Raw genomic sequence first — 19,675 nt, 5'->3', positions numbered from 1 at the left:
AAAGCCAAATGAGAGGGTAACAAAAAATAAATTTAATTGATATATCATAAACCAAAAGGCGTAACCTGAAAAGCCTGTGATAGAGTAAGGTCAATTAAATTTATGTATTATGAAAAATTTACAACAAAAAAAATTAAAAAAATCTCAAGTAGTAAAAGGAATGTTCGTTTTTGTGTTTGCAGCTTTTTTTATAAGCTGTAACAACGAATCCGGTGAAGATCAAAATGCGGAATCCTTAAAAACAGAGCAGCAAAATCAGTCAGTTTCCAGAAGAATCTATGACGACGATGCAATTATTGTGCGAAATTGGGGAGCGCATAACATTGATTGCAGTCAGCCAGAAGGATTTTGTTATGATATTTATACCTTTAGCTGGCACAACTTTTTTAAACCACAACCTACCGGAACACCGGTACGTGTTGCAAATGAAAAAGGAAATTTTGTTATGGAAATTCAAAAAAGTGCCTTGACTGCAGAGCATCAGAAAGAATTAGTAAGAAACGGAGTTTATGTAATACCTGAGGGGCAAATTATAGCTCCGGAATTAGTGAAATCTTTAAAATTCAATTCAGACATTTTAACTCCTGGTAAATATCCTATTCAAGAAAGTGAAGGAACTTATACCATTGCAATTAATGTAAATGAGAAGTAAATGAAATTAAAAACAGCTTTAAGGAATTTAGAGCTGTTTTTTATATTCACTTAATAAAAACCGGGCGGCTGCAAAAGGTGATATTTCATCATTTTGCACCGCTTTTTTAATTTGTTCCAATTGCCGAATAATCCCGGGCTGATTGTAAAAGTTTGATTTCAAATGTTCATCGATAGTTTCCATCATCCAGAACTGATTTTGTTCTTTTCGTTTTTCCTGAAAGAAACCAGATGCATTTGTCTTTACAAAATATTGGGAAATAGTCTCCCAGATTTCAGAAATTCCTTCATTGGTGATGGCACTGCAAGTCGTAACTTTTGGCTGCCAGTTTGATTTTTTTGGAGGAAATAAATGCAAAGCCCTGTTGAATTCCAGTTTCGCCTGCTGCGCTTTTTTGATGTTGTCACCATCGGCCTTATTGATGACAATAGCATCTGCCATTTCCATAATACCACGTTTGATTCCCTGAAGTTCATCACCGGCACCGGAAATTTTCAATAACAGAAAAAAGTCAACCATACTGTGAACAGCGGTTTCGCTTTGTCCTACACCAACGGTTTCAATAATAATAGTATCAAAACCTGCGGCTTCACACAAAATAATCGATTCACGGGTTTTTCTGGCAACTCCGCCCAAAGTATCTCCGGAAGCACTCGGTCTGATGAAAGCATTTTCATCCTTTACCAATTCTTCCATTCGGGTTTTGTCTCCTAAAATGCTTCCATGTGACAGTGAGCTGCTTGGATCAACTGCCAATACGGCCACTTTTTTACCCAACGCGGTAAGGAATTTTCCAAAAGCTTCTATAAAAGTACTTTTCCCAACCCCCGGAACTCCGGTAATCCCAATGCGTATGGATTTATTGGCATGAGGAAGACACCCCTGGATTACTTCATTTGCTTTTTCAGCATGTTCAGGATGAGTGCTTTCGACCAGAGTAATAGCACGGCTTAAAGCCGTTCTGTTCTGATCCAGAATTCCATTTATTAATTCAGCCGATGAAGGTTGTTTCCTTCTGTTTTTCTGAATCTGATGGATAGCAGCACTATTGGTGATTTCAGGAGGTGAAATCCCGGCTTTCTCGTGTAAACTGCCTGATTGTTTTTTTAAACTTGACAAAGTGTGCTTTTTGGTTTTGTAAAAGTACAGAAAACAAAGACAGTTTCAAAAAGTTAGTTTGCCACGAATTACACGAATTTACAAGATTTTTTTAGTGCTGTCATCCTGACGCAGGAAGGATCACATTGATATTCTACAAAGATTGGCGACTTTCTGTGTGGAGTTACGAGTGTGATCCTTCCTGCGTCAGGATGACAAAAATGAGAAAAAAAATTCGTGAAAATTCGTGAAAATTCGTGTAATTCGTGGCAAAAAAAAGCCTATAGTCTCAGTACCTCAGCAACTCAGTACCTCAGAACCTTCCTCTTAATATGCCGCTGTAAAACGAACCTGATGGTGTCTTGCATTTTCTGCTTCATCGGCAATAACAACTGCTAAATCTTCAACCGAAAGAATACTTCTTTGTTCATCGTTGAAAACCGGGTTTTCTAAACCTAAACGGTATTTTCCTGTTCTTCCGGTTGTGATTCCCTGATGCATTTCGAAAGCAGGGCTAAAAAAGGCCCAGTCCAGATCTTTTTCTTCTTTCAAAAGATTCAAATAATCTCTTGCTGCAGTTGCTCCGGCGTGATATTCTTTTGGAAAATCCGGAGTATCAACCGCTTGTAAACCTGGCGCTACAAACAAACTTCCCGCACCACCAATCGTGATAAAACGTTTAACACCTGATTTTTTAACCGCTTCCTGAATGGCTTTTGACCCTGCAATAAAATCGTCGTAAATGTTAGGATTAGCCCATCCCGGATTATAAGCAGAAATAATAACATCGTGTCCTTTTAGCGTTTCAGCCAAGATATCCACATTAAAAATATCTGCTGCTACCCAATTTACAGCGGATGTTTCTTTTGGAGTTCTGGCGATCGCTGTGATGTCCTGGTTTCTGGATGCTAGTTCGTTTAAGATAGCGGAGCCAACAAATCCTGTAGCTCCAATGATTGCAATTTTCATAATATATAATTTAATTAGTAATAAAAAATGTTACAGTTTTGTGTAAAAAAAGGGATTAAAACTGACTCGAAAAATCTTCCAGTGTGATTTTTTTCAATTGTAAACCTACTTTTTCGTTGATATCGTCATATAACTCAGCCAAATTCTGGTTGACTTTTTTTCCAACCGGACAGTCAGGATTCGGCTGATTTTTGGCATAACCTAAATTGATTTTGTCAAAAGTCATTTCGAATATTTCTTTTAAAGTGATATCTGAAGCTTCCTTAGATAATTTGGTACCCCCATTTTTTCCTTCTTTACTTTCTACAATATGATGTGCTTTTAAATTCGCAATCTCTTTACGAACCAAAACAGGATTTAGGTTCATACTTCCTGCAATAAATTCCGATGATAAAAAATCATTGGGGAATTTAGTGAGTAAAGTTAAAATGTGAATCGTTATGGCAAATTTACCTGAAATCATACTGTAATAAAATATGTTACAAATATAAAACGTTTTCTTTATAAAAAAAAGTTTTAACTAAAAATTAATGTTCTTCAGTGTTTTATAAATCCCTATTTTTGTCCTAATCCTGCACTATGAACAACTTTATTCTAATATTCTTCTTCCTGGCTTTAGGTTTGCTTTTGCAAAGAATAAAGCAGTTTCCGGTGAATATCTACAAGTATTTAAACAAAATTGTCCTTTATTTTTGCCTGCCTGCGATTACCTTATATCATATTCCAAAAATAAAATGGAATCCGGAATTATTATTTCCAATAGGAGCAGGCTGGATTAGTTTTCTGCTGGCTTTTATCTTTTTTCATTTTTTAGGAAGACGAATGGGCTGGTCTAATAAATTGATTGGCTGCATGATTCTCACCGCAGGATTAAGTAATAGTTCTTTTTTGGGTTATCCGATAATTGAAGCCTTATTTGGAAAAAAAGGTCTGGAGACAGCCGTTCTTGTCGATCAGCCGGGGACATTTGTCGTAGTTTCGACCTTAGGTGTTTTCGTGGCTGCTTTTTATTCTAAGGGAAGTGCGGATGCTTTCGGTATTCTAAAAAAGGTGGCTCTTTTTCCTCCGTTTCTGACTTTCGTTTTTGCCTGCCTGATGAATGTTTTTAGTTTTGAATTTAACGACGACTTACAGGCTCTTCTATTGAAAATTGGAAGTTTTGTTACACCTCTGGCCTTGCTTTCGGTAGGTCTGCAGCTTACATTTGACCGAAAAAGCAGACATTGGAAATTTTTGCGACTCGGACTTTTTTATAAATTAATTCTGGCTCCTCTGGTAATCCTGATTTTATATGTTTTGATTTTAAAACAGCATTCAGAGGCTATTAAAATAACAGTTATGGAAATGGCAATGGCACCCATGATAACCGGTGCAATTCTGGCTTCGACTTACGGATTAAAACCTAAATTAAGCAGCATGATGATTGGTTTCGGAATACCGGTTTCGTTCATAACCCTTGCCGTCTGGTATTTTATAGTTAGTTTTATATAAATTTTTTGTTTACCACATTATGAATTCATCTACTCAGACTGCTGCAATCGACAGCAGCGCTTTAGCGCAAAAAACAGTTTATTCGATATTATTTTCAATAGCATTTGCACATTTACTAAATGATTTAATGCAATCCGTAATTCCGTCCACATACCCGATCCTAAAAGAAAACTTCGATCTGAGTTTTACGCAGATCGGATTAATTACGTTTGTTTTCCAGCTGACAGCCTCTTTATTACAGCCTTTTGTTGGATTCTATACGGATAAAAAACCAAAACCGTATTCACTCGTAGCAGCGATGATTTTTACGATTTTGGGATTGGGATTATTATCGATTTCAACTTCATTTGTAATGATACTGGTTTCGGTGGCTTTAGTGGGGATAGGTTCTTCTATTTTTCATCCCGAAGCGTCAAGAGTTGCTTTTTTGGGATCCGGAGGAAAGCGGGGTCTGGCACAGTCTATTTTTCAGTTAGGCGGAAATGCCGGTAGTGCTGTCGGACCTTTATTAGTGGCTTTAGTTGTTGCACCGCATGGGCAATCGTATGTAATCTGGTTTGTCATTGCAGGTGTTATCGGAATTGGTATCTTGTCAAGAATTGCCGTTTGGTACGAAAATCATATGAGTTTAAGAGCTGCCAAAAAGACCTCTTTAGAAGAAGAAACAGTTGCATTATCGAATAGAAAAATTACCATTTCGATTCTTGTTTTATTGCTGCTGATTTTTTCGAAGTTTTTTTATATGGCCAGTATGTCTAGTTATTTTACTTTTTATTTAATGAGTAAATTTTCATTAGGCATTCAGGAATCACAATATTACTTATTTATTTTCCTGGCTTCTGTTGCGGCAGGAACTTTAATCGGAGGCCCGTTAGGAGATCATTTTGGAAGAAAATATATCATTTGGTTTTCTATATTAGGAGCCGCACCCTTTACCTTGCTTTTGCCTTACGCCAATTTATTCTGGACCGGTGTTCTGGCTGTTATTATCGGAATTGTGATTGCTTCTGCATTCTCGGCTATCTTGGTTTATGCACAGGAATTAAAACCGGGAAAAGTTGGAATGATTTCAGGTTTGTTTTTTGGTTTTGCATTCGGAATGGGTGGTTTAGGATCTGCTGTTTTAGGTTATATTGCGGATAAAACCAGTATTGAATATGTGTATATCATAAGTTCGTATTTACCCTTAATTGGCGTTTTAGCATACTTTCTGCCAAACATTCAAAAGAAGAAATAATTTATTATCTTAAAATTGATAGAAAAAGTAGAGTTTAGTTTTTTTTAATTATTTTTTTAGTAATTTTAGAGGAACTAAAAAAACTTTAAATTATGTCAACATTAAGATTAGGCGATATAGCTCCGGATTTTCAGGCCGAAACAACAGAAGGAACAATCCATTTTCATGAATGGTTAGGGGATTCATGGGGCGTTTTATTTTCGCATCCTGCAGATTTTACCCCTGTTTGTACCACTGAACTAGGTACAGTTGCCAATTATGTTCCTGAATTTACAAAAAGAAATACAAAAGTGATCGCTTTAAGCGTAGATGGTCTGGAGTCTCACAAAGAGTGGATTAAAGATATTAACGAAACTCAGAATACAACGGTTAACTTTCCGATAATCGCTGATGAGGATAAAAAAATAGCGACTTTATATGACATGTTACATCCAAATGCAAGTGAGAAATTTACGGTGCGTTCGGTTTTTGTAATTGGTCCTGACAAAAAAATTAAACTGACGCTGACTTATCCGGCTTCTACAGGAAGAAATTTTGACGAATTGCTTCGTGTGATTGATAGTTTGCAATTAACTGCAAATTACAGCGTGGCAACTCCTGCAAACTGGAAAGACGGAGAAGATGTGGTCATCACACCCGCAGTGCCCGATAGTGATATTCCGGCGAAATTCCCAAAAGGGCATACGCCAATCAAACCGTATTTGCGAATGACTCCGCAGCCTAATAAATAAGGGGCTGAGGTTCTGAGGTACTAAGGTTCTAAGTTTTCAGAATAGAAAACTTAGAACCTTTTTTTTTTGACTCAGTACCTTAGCAGCTTAGTCTCTTAGGACCTTAACAAATCAGACATTCTTTTTTTGTCTCCAACTACCCAAAGGATATCATTTTTCTCTAATACTAAACTGGATTCCGGATTTAGTATCCTGTTTCCGTTTCGCTCAATACCTACAACCATTCCGTTTGTTTTAGATCTGAATTGTCCAATAGATTTTTGAATAAATTCTTCCTGGGAGACTTCGAGCTGTCGCAATACGATATTCGTTTCTTCTACTTTTGCCGGAGCTTCTATTTCATTTTGATTTAGAAATTTCGTAAATTCAGTCACCTGGGCATCGGTACCAATAACACAGATTTCATCACCCGGGAACAGGCGTTCGTTTTTGGTTGGAATAGGTATGGTTACCTCTCCACGTTTTATGTAAGCAATATTGATTCCTAATTGTTCCCTGATTCTTAATTCTTCCAGAGTCTTACCTGCCAGATTGGATTCTTTTCCAATATCAAAAAAGGACATGTGACCGTCCCATGGCATTAAGTTGGCATATCTTCGGTCAATTTTTTTGTTTTCGCGATCGTTCAGATTCTTTAGAAAGTGATTTTCTATTTTGTGGTATTGCTCGTTCAGCTTTTTAGGGAAGATCTGATAGGCCCCTATAGCAATTACCAAAGCAATCAGAGCGATTAAAGGCGAGAAGAAAATATTCAGTAAAAATCCAACAAAGAACAGGCCGAGACTCATTCTAATCAGAATCAGCATTAGTAGGGCACCTCTGTATTTTCGCTCTGCCCACAATTCATCAACTTCTTCTACTGCTATGCGTCGCAACGAAAGTGCCCATAAAAACGGAGCAATGATAACCAAAGTGATAAGGGCTGCAAGGGTGTTTCCGAATCGGGTATCAATAACCAATGGCGCTACAAATTTTGAAGACAGTAAAATCACTGCCACAATAACAATAGTATGTAACACAATCTGAACAATATAAGCATGCAGCACTTTTTGCCAGGTACTGACCGATTTTATGGCCTGGGCATTTACACTGTAACGGTTGATGTTTTTAACCCATTTTTTCGGAAGCTTTCGTTCGAGGATTTCTGAAAACGGTACCGCGTATTTGACCATAAACGGAGTGGTAAAAGTGGTAACGGCAGAAACCGCAACCACTACCGGATATAAAAACGAACTTGTGACGTTTAAGGTCATTCCGAGGGTGGCGATAATAAACGAGAACTCACCAATCTGAGACAAACTCATTCCGGTTTGTACCGACTGTTTTAAAGGCTGTCCGGCCAGTAAAGCTCCAATAGTAGAACTAACAGACTGGCCAACGATCGTAAGTAGTGTTAAGATAGCAACCGGAAAGGCATGTTCGTAAAGCATTTTCGGGTCGATCAACATTCCGACTGATACAAAAAAGATAGCGCCAAATAAATCCTTAACGGGTTTTATTAAATGCTCGATATGTTCGGCCTGCGTAGTTTCGGCAATAATGGATCCCATTATAAAAGCACCTAGGGCAGGAGAGAAACCAACATTGGCGGCGAAACTTACCATCATTAAACATAAGGCAAGTGAAATAATCAGCAGCATTTCATCTGTTAGTAAATGTTTGGCTTTTTTAAGAAGGGTCGGAATAAAAAAGATACCGCCCACAAACCAGGCCGTTAAAAAGAAAATTAACTTTAGAACCGACATCATTAATTCACTTCCGGAAAATTGCTGGCTTACGGCAATGGTAGAAAGTAAAACCATCATTAAAATAGCGACAATATCCTGTACGATTAGGGATCCAATAACAATTCCGGCAAATTTCTGTGCTTTTACGCCAAGTTCATCAAAGGTTTTTAAGATGATAGTGGTGGAAGAAATAGATAAAATGACCCCCAGAAAAATACAGTCCATTTGGGACCAGCCCATCCATTGTCCGGCGAGATAACCAATAATGACCATGGTAATAATCTGTGTAATGGCGGTAATAGAGGCTGTTCCGCCGACTTTCATTAATTTCTTAAAACTAAATTCGAGCCCAAGGCTAAAGAGGAGAATAATTACGCCAATTTCGGCCCAGACTTCAACGCTTTTCATTTCTGTGATTGAAGGAAAGAAATCAAAGTGGTTTCCTGCGAGGAATCCGGCAATCAAATAGCCTAAAACGAGAGGCTGTTTCATTTTTTTAAATAATAGCACAGCAATCCCGGCGGTAATCAGAATCAATCCGAGGTCGCTGATTAAAGGTTGTAAATGGTGTGTAGTTGCGGCAGCGGCGTTTAAGGTAATCATATAAATAGGTGTTTTTTCAGGAACTTAATCCAGCTTTCCATTCCAGGCTTTTACTCAAAACACTTATTTTTAATGCCGTTAGAGCAGCTTACAATGGTCGCTCTGTAATCGCTAAAAAAATATTCATTTTTTCATAAAAGACTTTTTATTTCAATCCGGGCTAACTTCCAATGGTATTTAATAAAAAAAAGCTATCGTTAAAGATAGCTTTTTTTGAGAGAATATTTTGTGTTTTATTTAGATTCCGACGTAATTAGCAGGTGTTATTGCCATTAATTCAGCTCTTACAGCATCAGAAACTTCTAAAGTCGCAATAAAATTATGAATTGCTTTTTTGTCAATTGCTTCATTTGTCCGGGTCAGACCTTTTAATGCTTCATAAGGATTCGGATACGCTTCACGACGTAAAATGGTCTGAATTGCCTCAGCTACAACCGCCCAGTTTTTTTCTAAATCTTCAGCAAATTTAGCTTCGTTCAAAAGTAATTTGTTCAGACCTTTCAAGGAGGCTTCAAAAGCAATAATAGTGTGTCCGATCGGAACGCCAATATTACGCAGCACCGTACTGTCAGTCAAATCACGCTGTAATCTTGAGATTGGTAATTTAGCCGCTAAATGTTCGAAAATAGCATTTGCCATTCCTAAGTTTCCTTCAGAGTTTTCAAAATCAATCGGATTTACTTTATGTGGCATAGCCGATGATCCGATTTCACCCTCTTTGATTTTTTGTTTGAAATAATCCATCGAAACATACGTCCAGATGTCACGATCCAAATCGATAATGATTGTATTGATTCTTTTTAAAGCATCAAAAAATGCGGCAAAATGATCGTAATGCTCAATTTGTGTGGTTGGAAAAGAATGGTGCAAACCAAGACCTGTTTCAACAAATTTGCTTCCAAACTGTTTCCAGTCGATTTGAGGATAGGCTACATGATGCGCATTGTAATTTCCGGTCGCACCGCCAAATTTAGCTGCAAACGGAACATTGAACAACAAACGCAGCTGCTCTTCCAAACGCTCCACGAAAACCAGAATTTCTTTCCCTAAACGTGTAGGGGAAGCCGGTTGCCCGTGTGTACGCGCCAACATCGGAATGGCTGCCCATTCTGTGCTTAATTCTTTTAATTTTGAAATTAAGGAAATTAAGGACGGCATATAAACCTGTTCAAAAGCTTCTTTTGTAGAAAGCGGAATCGCAGTGTTATTAATATCCTGAGAGGTTAATCCGAAGTGAATGAACTCTTTGTATTGAGATAAACCCAGTTTTTCAAAAGCATCTTTGATAAAATACTCTACTGCTTTTACATCGTGGTTGGTCACTTTCTCTGTTTCTTTGATCCAAAGGGCATCTTCAGTAGAAAAGTTTTTATAGATGTCACGCAAACTGTCAAATAAATTGGGGTTTACGTCTTTTAGTTGTGGTAATGGTACTTCGCACAAGGCAATAAAGTATTCAATTTCAACCAATACACGGTATTTGATTAAGGCTTCTTCAGAGAAAAAAGGCGCTAATGAAAGGGTTTTACTTCTATATCTTCCGTCAATTGGAGAAATAGCATTCAATTCGTTTAAAGTAGTCATTGTTATGTTGTTTGTTCGAAAGGTGCAAATATAAACAGAATTTGGGGATTAGAAGTCATCAAAACGGGCAATTGTACTTTTAAATTGATTTTAAACGGTCTCTTAAAATCGCCACTCCTTCAGAAGCAATTTTGGAAATGATTTCTACTTTATTCTGAATATTCGGAATTGCAATAGGCTTTGGATCAATATAAAAAACAGGTGTAGTGCTATACGTGTAAGAAATCAGACCTGCAGCCGGATAGACCTGCAGCGAGGTTCCGATTACGGCAAAATAATCTGCTTCTTCCACTATTTTAATCGCTTCCTCAAGAGCAGGCACTTCTTCGCCAAACCAGACAATATGTGGACGCAGCTGATGTCCGTTTACATCAAAATCTCCGGTAAACAAATCGTCTTCCCAATCTAAAATCAGATTACGGTTTTGCGTACTCCTAACTTTCAGCAGTTCACCATGTAAGTGCAATACTTTGGTACTTCCGGCCCGCTCGTGTAAATCGTCTACGTTCTGAGTGATAATATGCACGTCAAAATCCTGTTCTAATTCGACTAAAATACGGTGACCCTGATTCGGCAGCACTTTTTTGAGCTGCTGGCGTCTTTTGTTGTAAAAATCCAATACCAATTCCTGGTTTTTGTGCCAGCCTTCGGGAGTTGCTACTTCCATCACATCATGGCCTTCCCACAAACCATCACTGTCCCTAAAGGTTTTGATACCGCTTTCGGCACTGATTCCGGCACCGGTTAAAATGACTAATTTCTTTTTATTATTTATCACAATATTGAATTTGATTTTACCTTTTTTCAAAGATAGTTAAAAGCTAAAATTATAAAATAAAAATACTATTTTTAGCACAACTTAAATACTTTCAATTGGTACCAGAACTTCAAGTAAAAATTAAAAGAAGCTTTTTAGATAATTATAAAAGACCCTTACACCTTCATCCTGAATTTATAAAATTTGAAGATAAAGATTTGGCAAATGATACGTTTACCGCTTTTAAATCCAATGAGATTAAGGAATTCAGGTATGGAATTACATGGTATCGATATCATATTGTTTTTGGCAGAGAGTATCAGGTTTATGTAAGGAATTATAACGATGAGGTACTCAAAATAAAATTCAGTACCTATTTTGGATTGAAAAAACAGGAATATCATGAACTTTACGGAACAATAATAAATTCACTTTGGGATTTATATTTTAAAAATCAAGTGAGTGAATTTATTAAAGAGTTTGAAGCTGGTATATCTTTCAATATTGGAGAAGTTAATATTAATCCGGAGGGTGTAATTATTCTCGTAACAAAGCTTTTAAAACAGGAAAAAAAACTAATTCTGTGGCAAGATGTAAGACTTCATAAGTATTCAACCTATATTTCTATTTATTCGAATGAAAATCCGATGGAATTTAACAGAGGATACTCCTATAAAGAAGATTGGAATACTTTTCTTTTGTATAATGTCGTAAAAAATATACTTGACAGTAAAAATGTTGATTCTGTTTAAAAAATAAGGAATCTTCAATCTACTAAAATATAACTATTGGCCGTGTTATTTTTTTAGTATTTTTACTATAAATAAAACAGCAAAATATTGATTTATATCGTTTTGTTTATCCGTAAAAAAAAGATTTTTAGATGCTATTAATACAATTTACAGGTTTGTCAGGTTCCGGAAAGACTACATTAGCTAAAAATGTAGAGCATTTACTCCTGGAGAAAGGACACAAAGTTGAAATCGTAGATGGAGACATTTATAGGAAAACACTTTGTAAAGATCTGGGCTTTTCAAAAGAGGACCGATACGAGAATGTGAGACGCCTTTTTAGTGTCGGGCAGGATTTTATTCAGTCTAAGGTTATTGTTTTAATGTCGGTAATCAATCCTTACGAAGATTTAAGAAATGAAATCAGCCGGCATCATTTTGTCAGAACAGTTTATCTCGACTGCTCGATAGACAATCTGATTAAAAGAGATCCAAAAGGATTGTACAAAAAAGCACTGCTGCCCGATACTGACAGCAATAAAATCAACAATTTTACAGGGATAAGTGATGTGTATGAAGTTCCTTTAAAGGCTGATTTAACCTTAAAAACAGATTCAGAAACAGAGTTTGTTTCAACACATAAACTATACTCTTTTATACTGGATAACATAAACAATACTGTTCAGTAAACCCTATAACTAAATCTCATAAACATGGAAAATACAAATCACCCACTTTTGCATTGGATTCCGAACAAGTTAATTGAAAAAGAGGGAGAGGTATATTTTGAGTGGATTTATTTGGGAGACAAAAGATATCTGGATCCTTTTTTTGAGGAAACACTGGTAAAATGCATCAGTCATTCGAACAATTCAAAAAGATTTAAAGTAGTGAGCACCGCAGCTAATCTTATTGACTGGGCAGACCAATTGGTTGCTGCGCAATTAAAAGCTTTTGTGTTTCATGTCTCGCGTTGTGGCTCGACCATGCTGGCGCAGTCTTTGGCCGTTTCCCCGCAGAATATAGTTGTTTCAGAGGCTCCGATTCTTGATGCGATCCTAAGAAGTGAACTTTTTGATCCGGCTCAAAAAAAAGTACTGATAAAAGCCGTAATCACTTTACTGGGACAAAAACGATTTCCTGAAGAAAAGAATTTAGTGGTAAAATTAGATTCCTGGCACATCTTTGAAGCAGGTGAATTAAGAGCCCTTTTTCCTGAATTGCCTTTTGTGCTGTTGTACAGAAATCCGACAGAAGTATTAAAATCACATTCCAAACTCAAAGGAATGCATATGGTTCCCAATTTACTCCCTTCCGAAATTTTTGGAATTACCACTAAGGAGATGGAAGAAATCAGCTTCCAGCAATATAGTGCGGTAGTTCTTGAAAAGTATTATCAGGCCTATTTTGATTTTCATGAAAAAGATCAAAATGTGCTGGTCTACAATTACAAAGACGGAATGAGGGATATTCTCGAAAAGGTTATTGATATGATAGACGGCGATTATTATATCGAAGAAATCGATCAGATGTACGAACGTCTGAAAAAGCATTCTAAAAATGAAGGAAACACTTTTAAAGGGGATTCTTTTATAAGTGAAAATTTAGCGATAGATCTAAGCGAGGTGAATCGTTTGTATGAAAATTTAGAAAGTAAATTATCCGGACAACTGGCCGACAGAAATTAAGAACTACTTTATTAACGATTCTTTTTTAGTATTTTTGCGGCAAATACAAGCAAAAATGACTGATTTAGATTACCTCGCCTTTCTTGAAAATATACTGACGGATAACCGAAAAGAAAAATTTCTAAAAGTGCTGGCGAACCGCACCAAACATTTTACGATTGCTGTCGAAGATGTTTTTCAGATGCACAATACCAGTGCCGTAATGCGAAGCTGCGAAGTTTTCGGAATTCAGGAATTGAATATTATTGAACAGCGTTACGGTAAAAGAATCGATAAGGAAATTGCAATGGGTGCCCAGAAATGGGTAGATATCAATCAATTTGATTCGATTACGAATTGTCTTTCTACTTTAAAAAATAAGGGTTACCAGATTATTGCCACGACACCTCATGAAAACGATTGTTTGATGGAAGACTTTGATATCACCAAACCGAGTGCCTTGTTTTTCGGCACGGAACGCGACGGACTTTCACAGGAAATTCTGGAGAAAGCAGATGGCTTTCTGAAAATACCCATGGTCGGTTTTACTGAGAGTCTGAATATTTCTGTTTCAGCGGCCATTATCATTCAAAACCTTACGAATCGATTACGAAATTCAGCTATTGCCTGGCAATTATCGGAAGAAGAAATCCTTGAAAAACGTCTGGCCTGGGCAAAAAGTTCCATCAAAGATATCAGGAGAATCGAAGCGAGATATTTTGAGGAAAATCCGAGATAAGGTTATAAGTCTCTAAGTTTCTAAGGTTCTGAGTTTTTCTTCTTAGAACCTTAGAGACTTAGTACCTCAGCATCTATTTCTTTAAGAAAAGAATAAACCCCAGAATACTTACCACCAAAATGGTCAGTGCTGCCAAAACCATGGTTAAATCCCTGATATTTTTTCCGGCCCAGTCCATAAATAAAAATTTATGCAGGATGGCAAACGAATACCCTTCCACTTTATCGGAGTTTTTAACAACAGCCGCAAGCCTTGAAGTCGCTGTTTCGATAAAATAAGTGGTTTTTTCGGGTGTGTCGTAAGCCAGTTTTATCACGGGTAATCTTTTGTTGACAAAACCATATTCCCGACTTTCAAAATCGGTTAAAACTTTTGATTCCAGTAATTTTGCATTTTCCAATGAAGGCTGGGGCTCATCATCACTGCTTTCGATCATTTCGCAACACGCTTCTCTTGGGGCACCACCTGTAAAATAATACGCTAAAAATTCAGCATAATCAAAATCCAGGTTGGGGGCGATTTTGTTTGTGACCGCATTGATATACACCACCTCTGTTTTTGGTTCGTCTTTTTTATTCCATTTAGAATTGGGGTCTGCTTTTGGCTTTTTGAATTTTTTAGTTTCTGCTTCCACGAGCTGACAGCGATAATAGGTGCTGTCATTCAGGCTGATGATTCCAATATTTTGAAAACGATTCCAGTCCAGATTTAAGTTGTTGTTTGGTAACGGAATTTCTTTTGTAGAAAATGTGGGTTCATAAACCATTTGCGATAACGTGTAGGGCGCCCACTTTGTGGTGGCATGATACGCTCCGCTAAAAGCAAACGTTAAAGTAAAAAGCGAAACCCAGATTCCGATCTGACGATGGCATTTTCTCAGTCCTTTTTTGGGCTGTAACTGATCTGTTTTTTTGAATTGCTTCCACAACAAACCGTAGATTACTATGCCGCTTAAGGCAGAAAATCCGATGATGGACAATAAAAAAATCATGGTGATGATTCGAATACTGTTGTTGGTAATAGCATCAATGAATGACCAGTTGTGAAAAGTATCAAAAAACCAAATAAAAGCCTGTCTGGATTTAGGGTTATAGGTCGCCAGTTTGCCTGAAGAAGTTTCCACATACACTTCCATAGCATCAGAACGATCGAACGTTATTTTGTACACCGGCAAATAACGGTTTACATATTTGTATTGTGAAGTAAATTCGGTGACGACTTCGCTCTTTTTTACCGGACTTTTTTGGTCGTCCAGAAAATAGCGTGACAGCCATTCTGCATATTTTCGGTCTCCGTTTTCGAGTTTTTTAGCATTTGACGTATCAAAATACAACAAATCTCCCGGAATCATTTTTACCTGATAAAAGGTCGTATTGTTGAAAGAAACGATTCGGAAATTTTTAAAATCATTGATGCTGTTTTTCTTCAGCACTTCCTGAATCGAAAGCTGCAGCTGATTTTTGTCAATTATTTGCTGTTCCAGTTTCTCATGGGCAATTTCGGGTTTGAAAAAATGCGCCATAAAAGGGTGCATCAAACCGGACAATGTCCAGAAAAGCACCGGAACAATTGTAATTAATCCAATAACACGATGCCATTTGTACATGTGCTGTTTGATTTTCTTAATGAATTTAGAATCTTTCTTTTTTGAATATTTTTTATTTCTTTCTTTACTCATGATTAGCTTCTGATTTTTTTTTAGCCACAGATGTAAAGGATTTTGAATTGCTTTAATCTGTGGCAAAAACTTTAGATTACTTTTTTAGTGAAAAATTATACTGAATTCCAAAGACAAACGTTCTTGGCGCAGCCGCCGTATAAGTAGGCTGAGCATTTGTGGTATTGGCTCGGGAAACATTATAAGCGTATAGTTTATCGGTAAGATTCAGTACATTTCCGTAGATTTCAATTTTTTTCCACTGGTAACCAATCCTGGCGTTGAACAAATTATAACCGCCATATTTTACGGTATTGATCTGATCCTGATAATAACTGCCCACCAGCTGCCATTCAACAGAAGTTCTTAGATTGGGAATCCAGTCTGGATAATAACTCACCTCAGAATTTCCGGACCATCTTGGTGCTGCGGGCATTTCTTTTCCGTTTAAATTCTGAACCGGATCGCTAGGTTTATCAGAGAGTTTAAAATCAATATAGGTGTGTTGTGCATAAGTTCCGCCAAAACGGATGTTGAATTGTTTTGATGGACGATACGAAGCACCAAACTCGATTCCTTTATGGCGCGTTTCTCCGGCAGAACGGTAATCGGTTGAGTTATCCGCCAGTTTAATGTTCAACAACTCATTTTTGCCTTCCATATAATACAAGGCATAATCGAAGTTTAGTTTGTTTTCCAGGAAAGAAAGCCAGCCGCCAATTTCGTAATTATCGAATGTAGCGGGCTCCAAATTGTAATAGAAATCGGCAGGAACTCCAGTAGTTCCGCCAGTTCCGGGTTTCGTTCTGAAAATTGAAGTAATTCCCGGAGGTGCAAAACCTTGTGAATAATTGCCGTAAAATCCGGCATATTCAATGGGATTATAATTGGCTCCAATCTTAAAAGTAGCTTTATCATACACTTTGCTTCCGGAGGAAAGATCTAATGCATTGTCGTAATTCACTTTCATATTATCGTATCTGCCGCCAAGAGTAAAAATAAATTTTTCGAACGGATTGATGCTTATTTGAGCATATCCCGCGGTATTAAAAATATCAGCAGTATAATCCGCCAGTTTCGAATCCGGATGTTCTGCGATAATTTCATAAGAATCTACCGTTTGTTTCCCCGCTTCGCCCGGATTTAAGTTTGCTTTTAAGTCAATGACATACGACCAATAAGTTACGGGAGAGTAATCGTATAAAGCACCTGCAACAATTTTAGTATTCAGGAAATCGAACTTTTGCGTATGCTGCCCAATAGCGCCGTAACTTTTAAAGTTATTCGAATTTACTTCTCCTTTGGCTGTTGTCGGATTTACGGTTGGACTCCATCGGATTCCGTAGGAAGGATTCTGTCCCAGTTTGTTATCCCTTAAATAAGCGGTAATGTAACTGCTTGATTTGTCATTCCAGTCATGCTCAAGTGTCAGTCGCGTTCTTAAAGCGTCAGATTTTCGATATGTAAAATCAGAAGAGCTTTTATAGGTTCTGTTGTTGAAGGCGTCTTCATTAACACTTCCGCTCATGTCGGAGTAATATTTGCCGTACATGGTATTGCTGATCAGTCGGGTAGAAGGAGATATGTTATAATCGATTCGGGCATTCAGGTTGTCTTTGTTATAATCCGAATACGTCATCCATCCATTTTCCTGAAGGCTTGAAATTCCGGCAATATGAAAACCCACTTTTCCGATTGTGGCACCGCCGGCGGCCTGAAATCTTCTGTAGCCATAATTGTCAGCCTGAACCCCAAATTTAAATTCCGGATCAACAGGTGGTTTTAGCGAAATTAAATTGATCGTTCCTCCAACAGCTTCGGGTCCATATAAAGAAGAAACCGGACCTTTTACCACTTCAATGCTCTGCAGATTATACTGATTGATTTCCAGCAACGCATTATGATTGAAGATTCCCATTGGTCGAATCGGTAAGCCATCTTCCAGGTATAAATAATAGGCGTTAGTGGTCATCGGCTGGCGAATTGACATCATGTGCTGTTCGTTTCCTAAATTGACCATTAAGACGCCCGGCGTTTTGTTGATGATCTCGTAAACGGCAGTTGCTTTGGTCTCATTAATGGTTTTGGCCGTTATTTTGCTAATGGCGACAGGTGTTTCTTTGCGTAAGGTTGCAGTTCGGTTGGCGGTTACAAAAACGTTTTCAAGTTCCTGTGATTGTGTGGTGTCTTTTTCTGTTTTATTTTGTGCTAAGACAAATTGTCCCAGTAATACTAAGAGGAGGTATGTTTTATTCATTTTAAATCATATAAATTTTAAAGTAACTGGAATTCTATTGATGGAATCCCGGAAAAGCTTGTCAAAAAAAATGAAAAGCGGAACGAAAATCTATACAAAATAAGAGGGAGGATGAAAAGTTGAACCTGAAACCGAAATTGGTTTTTTATTAAAATAAGCAAAAATGGCTCTTCGCTTTTCTAACGGTGCGACTAACTTGAAATTGTTTAGCGCACTATTCGGAATATAAACCACTTCTGCCTTTTCTTTCAGATTGTCCTGCATTCTTTTTTCATTGTCAGCATATTTCTTCAGGCTTTTTTGAAGTTCACATCGGCCGTTACAGGAATTAAAAACCATTTTTCGCTGTACGCAGATGGTTTTTGAAATTTCGTCCTGATTTAATTTGAAAGAGGTGTAAACAAAGAAACTGCCAAATGTGGGCAGTAAAAGCATGCAGGAAAGAAATAGGATCAAAAATCGCTTCAAAGCTTTCTGTTGTTTACGAGGGCAGACAGGATGAACTGCTCTCTGTTTGATAATCTGTTTTTTTTACGGTTACAAAGTATAATTTAGATTCACACTCCACCTGTAATTTGCTTCCATATTGCCATTCGATAAATTTTGATTAATCGGCAACATCGCATTTATTCCAATGGAGAATTTATCTTTTCCGGCTTCGATTCCAAATTTTCCGAACAAAATATCACCCGCAGTATTAGGTAAACCCAGACTGTACTGTTTGTTGGTTTGGTAAACTTCACCTGCCAGACCGGCCTGCGGAACAATCTGAACCGATTTTAAATCGAACAAATAAAAGAAGGTTCCCGCATAATTAAACTGGTCACCGTATTGGTAATTTTTGCTGTTTTCAGTTTTAAAGATGTAGTTTAAAGTGGTGTTTAAACCCAGGTTTTTGTGTTTGATCACATATTCTGACACTACAGGAAAATCCCAGCTTCCGGTTCCCAGCTGAAAACTCTGGTTGACACTGCCTAAATTATTAGCCTCTGTAAACTTTCCGGTCGGAAGTTTTACACCTCCGCCAAGGTTTATTTTGTGCGTAAAAAAGGTGCTGTCCTTTTGAGTTTCAAAAACGGTATACAACGCCATTATGGTAATATCTCCTAATCCGGCGATATTTTCGGTTCCGGAAGTTAATTTCCTTTCGTTAAAATGATAAGGAACCAGAGCCGAAATCTGGATTTTCTCTGTAACCGGAATTCTGGCCCACGCCTGAACGGTGTTGAAGTTTTCATCCATCCACGGAGAATTGGCGAAGATTCCGTCGCGACTCGTATAACTTTGTTTCAGATATCTCAGACCCGCAAAATTATTATTCAGCATCGAACCAAAGCCCATACTTCCTCCACTTGCCGAGCAGCCGCAGGCATCACAGTCAAAATCCTCCAGCATGGCCAAACGCCTGAACGTAAAAGCCGAAATACTATCTTTTTCCGTAAAACTAAAAGCCGAAAAGCCAGCCAGAAGCGCAAACACTACTATTATTTTTTTCATTTTCATTTTTTTTAGGGGCTAATCCCGCTTTCCGTTGCAAGCTTTTTTCAAAATCCCATTTTTCTATAAGTTTACAAAGCTTCCGCTGGTCGCTTTATAAACTCAGGAAAAATTTGGTCTTTTATCAAAAAGGCTTTCCACTGCAATCGGGGCCAGGGCTCCGGTTTTCATTATAATTTATTTTTTGCCACAGATATAATTGATTCCAATGATTTTTTAAATGCGATTTCAATTGCTTTTATCTGTGTTGATCTGTAAAATCGCACAATCTGTGGGCT

At 37.5% G+C, this 19,675-nt stretch carries 18 protein-coding genes; 8 read left to right on the top strand and 10 right to left on the bottom strand.

Annotated elements, in window-relative coordinates; genetic code table 11:
* Positions 1 to 109 precede the first annotated feature (109 nt).
* Positions 110 to 652, top strand: coding sequence for a hypothetical protein (locus GJU43_RS19475; RefSeq protein WP_229655090.1), 543 nt, complete (start codon positions 110 to 112; stop codon positions 650 to 652).
* A gap of 27 nt (positions 653 to 679) precedes the next feature.
* On the opposite strand, the gene meaB is transcribed toward GJU43_RS19475, so the two are convergent.
* From meaB to GJU43_RS19460, 3 genes are all read right to left on the bottom strand, one after another.
* Positions 680 to 1,771: a methylmalonyl Co-A mutase-associated GTPase MeaB gene (meaB, locus tag GJU43_RS19470; protein WP_154343109.1), complete on the bottom strand. Its 1,092-nt coding sequence runs from the start codon at positions 1,769 to 1,771 to the stop codon at positions 680 to 682.
* A gap of 306 nt (positions 1,772 to 2,077) precedes the next feature.
* The gene (locus GJU43_RS19465) at positions 2,078 to 2,719 is read right to left on the bottom strand and encodes an NAD(P)-dependent oxidoreductase (RefSeq protein ID WP_154343107.1); all 642 of its coding nucleotides are present in this window, start codon (positions 2,717 to 2,719) and stop codon (positions 2,078 to 2,080) included.
* A gap of 55 nt (positions 2,720 to 2,774) precedes the next feature.
* Positions 2,775 to 3,182 (bottom strand): Rrf2 family transcriptional regulator, encoded by a 408-nt coding sequence (locus tag GJU43_RS19460; protein ID WP_154343105.1) that lies wholly within the window; start codon positions 3,180 to 3,182, stop codon positions 2,775 to 2,777.
* Between the two features lie 116 nt (positions 3,183 to 3,298).
* Here GJU43_RS19460 and GJU43_RS19455 point away from each other — a divergent pair, with 116 nt between their 5' ends.
* From GJU43_RS19455 to GJU43_RS19445, 3 genes are all read left to right on the top strand, one after another.
* Positions 3,299 to 4,210, top strand: a complete 912-nt coding sequence (locus tag GJU43_RS19455; RefSeq protein ID WP_154343103.1) for an AEC family transporter — start codon at positions 3,299 to 3,301, stop codon at positions 4,208 to 4,210.
* A gap of 19 nt (positions 4,211 to 4,229) precedes the next feature.
* Positions 4,230 to 5,447, top strand: a complete 1,218-nt coding sequence (locus GJU43_RS19450) for an MFS transporter (protein WP_154343102.1) — start codon at positions 4,230 to 4,232, stop codon at positions 5,445 to 5,447.
* Positions 5,448 to 5,539: 92 nt separating this feature from the next.
* Positions 5,540 to 6,178: a peroxiredoxin gene (locus tag GJU43_RS19445; RefSeq protein ID WP_154343100.1), complete on the top strand. Its 639-nt coding sequence runs from the start codon at positions 5,540 to 5,542 to the stop codon at positions 6,176 to 6,178.
* A gap of 95 nt (positions 6,179 to 6,273) precedes the next feature.
* On the opposite strand, the gene GJU43_RS19440 is transcribed toward GJU43_RS19445, so the two are convergent.
* The 3 genes from GJU43_RS19440 to GJU43_RS19430 all read right to left on the bottom strand — a co-directional run bounded on the left by GJU43_RS19440 (position 6,274) and on the right by GJU43_RS19430 (position 10,870).
* Complete coding sequence (locus GJU43_RS19440; protein WP_154343099.1) at positions 6,274 to 8,508, bottom strand: cation:proton antiporter; 2,235 nt, start codon at positions 8,506 to 8,508, stop codon at positions 6,274 to 6,276.
* A 237-nt stretch (positions 8,509 to 8,745) separates the two neighbouring features.
* The gene (purB, locus tag GJU43_RS19435) at positions 8,746 to 10,092 is read right to left on the bottom strand and encodes an adenylosuccinate lyase (RefSeq protein WP_154343097.1); all 1,347 of its coding nucleotides are present in this window, start codon (positions 10,090 to 10,092) and stop codon (positions 8,746 to 8,748) included.
* A 79-nt stretch (positions 10,093 to 10,171) separates the two neighbouring features.
* Positions 10,172 to 10,870 (bottom strand): NAD-dependent deacetylase, encoded by a 699-nt coding sequence (locus GJU43_RS19430; RefSeq protein WP_370455661.1) that lies wholly within the window; start codon positions 10,868 to 10,870, stop codon positions 10,172 to 10,174.
* 95 nt (positions 10,871 to 10,965) lie between these two features.
* On the opposite strand from GJU43_RS19430, the gene GJU43_RS19425 reads away from it, so the two are divergent.
* The 4 genes from GJU43_RS19425 to GJU43_RS19410 all read left to right on the top strand — a co-directional run bounded on the left by GJU43_RS19425 (position 10,966) and on the right by GJU43_RS19410 (position 13,986).
* Positions 10,966 to 11,601, top strand: coding sequence for a hypothetical protein (locus GJU43_RS19425; RefSeq protein ID WP_154343093.1), 636 nt, complete (start codon positions 10,966 to 10,968; stop codon positions 11,599 to 11,601).
* A gap of 131 nt (positions 11,602 to 11,732) precedes the next feature.
* On the top strand, positions 11,733 to 12,269 hold the full coding sequence (gene cysC / locus GJU43_RS19420) for an adenylyl-sulfate kinase (protein WP_154343092.1): 537 nt from the start codon (positions 11,733 to 11,735) through the stop codon (positions 12,267 to 12,269).
* 24 nt (positions 12,270 to 12,293) lie between these two features.
* Positions 12,294 to 13,268: a sulfotransferase family protein gene (locus GJU43_RS19415; protein WP_154343090.1), complete on the top strand. Its 975-nt coding sequence runs from the start codon at positions 12,294 to 12,296 to the stop codon at positions 13,266 to 13,268.
* Positions 13,269 to 13,323: 55 nt separating this feature from the next.
* Positions 13,324 to 13,986 (top strand): RNA methyltransferase, encoded by a 663-nt coding sequence (locus GJU43_RS19410; RefSeq protein WP_154343088.1) that lies wholly within the window; start codon positions 13,324 to 13,326, stop codon positions 13,984 to 13,986.
* Between the two features lie 73 nt (positions 13,987 to 14,059).
* Here the strand turns inward: GJU43_RS19410 and GJU43_RS19405 are convergent, their stop codons facing one another.
* From GJU43_RS19405 to GJU43_RS19390, 4 genes are all read right to left on the bottom strand, one after another.
* A complete protein-coding gene (locus GJU43_RS19405) occupies positions 14,060 to 15,664 on the bottom strand; it encodes a PepSY-associated TM helix domain-containing protein (RefSeq protein WP_154343086.1) in 1,605 nt (534 codons plus the stop codon).
* Positions 15,665 to 15,740: 76 nt separating this feature from the next.
* Positions 15,741 to 17,900: a TonB-dependent receptor gene (locus tag GJU43_RS19400; RefSeq protein WP_154343084.1), complete on the bottom strand. Its 2,160-nt coding sequence runs from the start codon at positions 17,898 to 17,900 to the stop codon at positions 15,741 to 15,743.
* 90 nt (positions 17,901 to 17,990) lie between these two features.
* Positions 17,991 to 18,335 (bottom strand): hypothetical protein, encoded by a 345-nt coding sequence (locus GJU43_RS19395; protein WP_154343082.1) that lies wholly within the window; start codon positions 18,333 to 18,335, stop codon positions 17,991 to 17,993.
* 102 nt (positions 18,336 to 18,437) lie between these two features.
* Positions 18,438 to 19,397: a transporter gene (locus GJU43_RS19390; RefSeq protein ID WP_154343080.1), complete on the bottom strand. Its 960-nt coding sequence runs from the start codon at positions 19,395 to 19,397 to the stop codon at positions 18,438 to 18,440.
* Between the last annotated feature and the right edge of the window lie 278 nt (positions 19,398 to 19,675).

It is taken from the genome of Flavobacterium sp. LC2016-23 (assembly GCF_009674775.1).
Lineage (GTDB): Bacteria > Bacteroidota > Bacteroidia > Flavobacteriales > Flavobacteriaceae > Flavobacterium.
The sequence above is the reverse complement of the archived record's forward strand: the minus strand, read 5'-3'. Positions and strand labels throughout refer to the sequence as shown.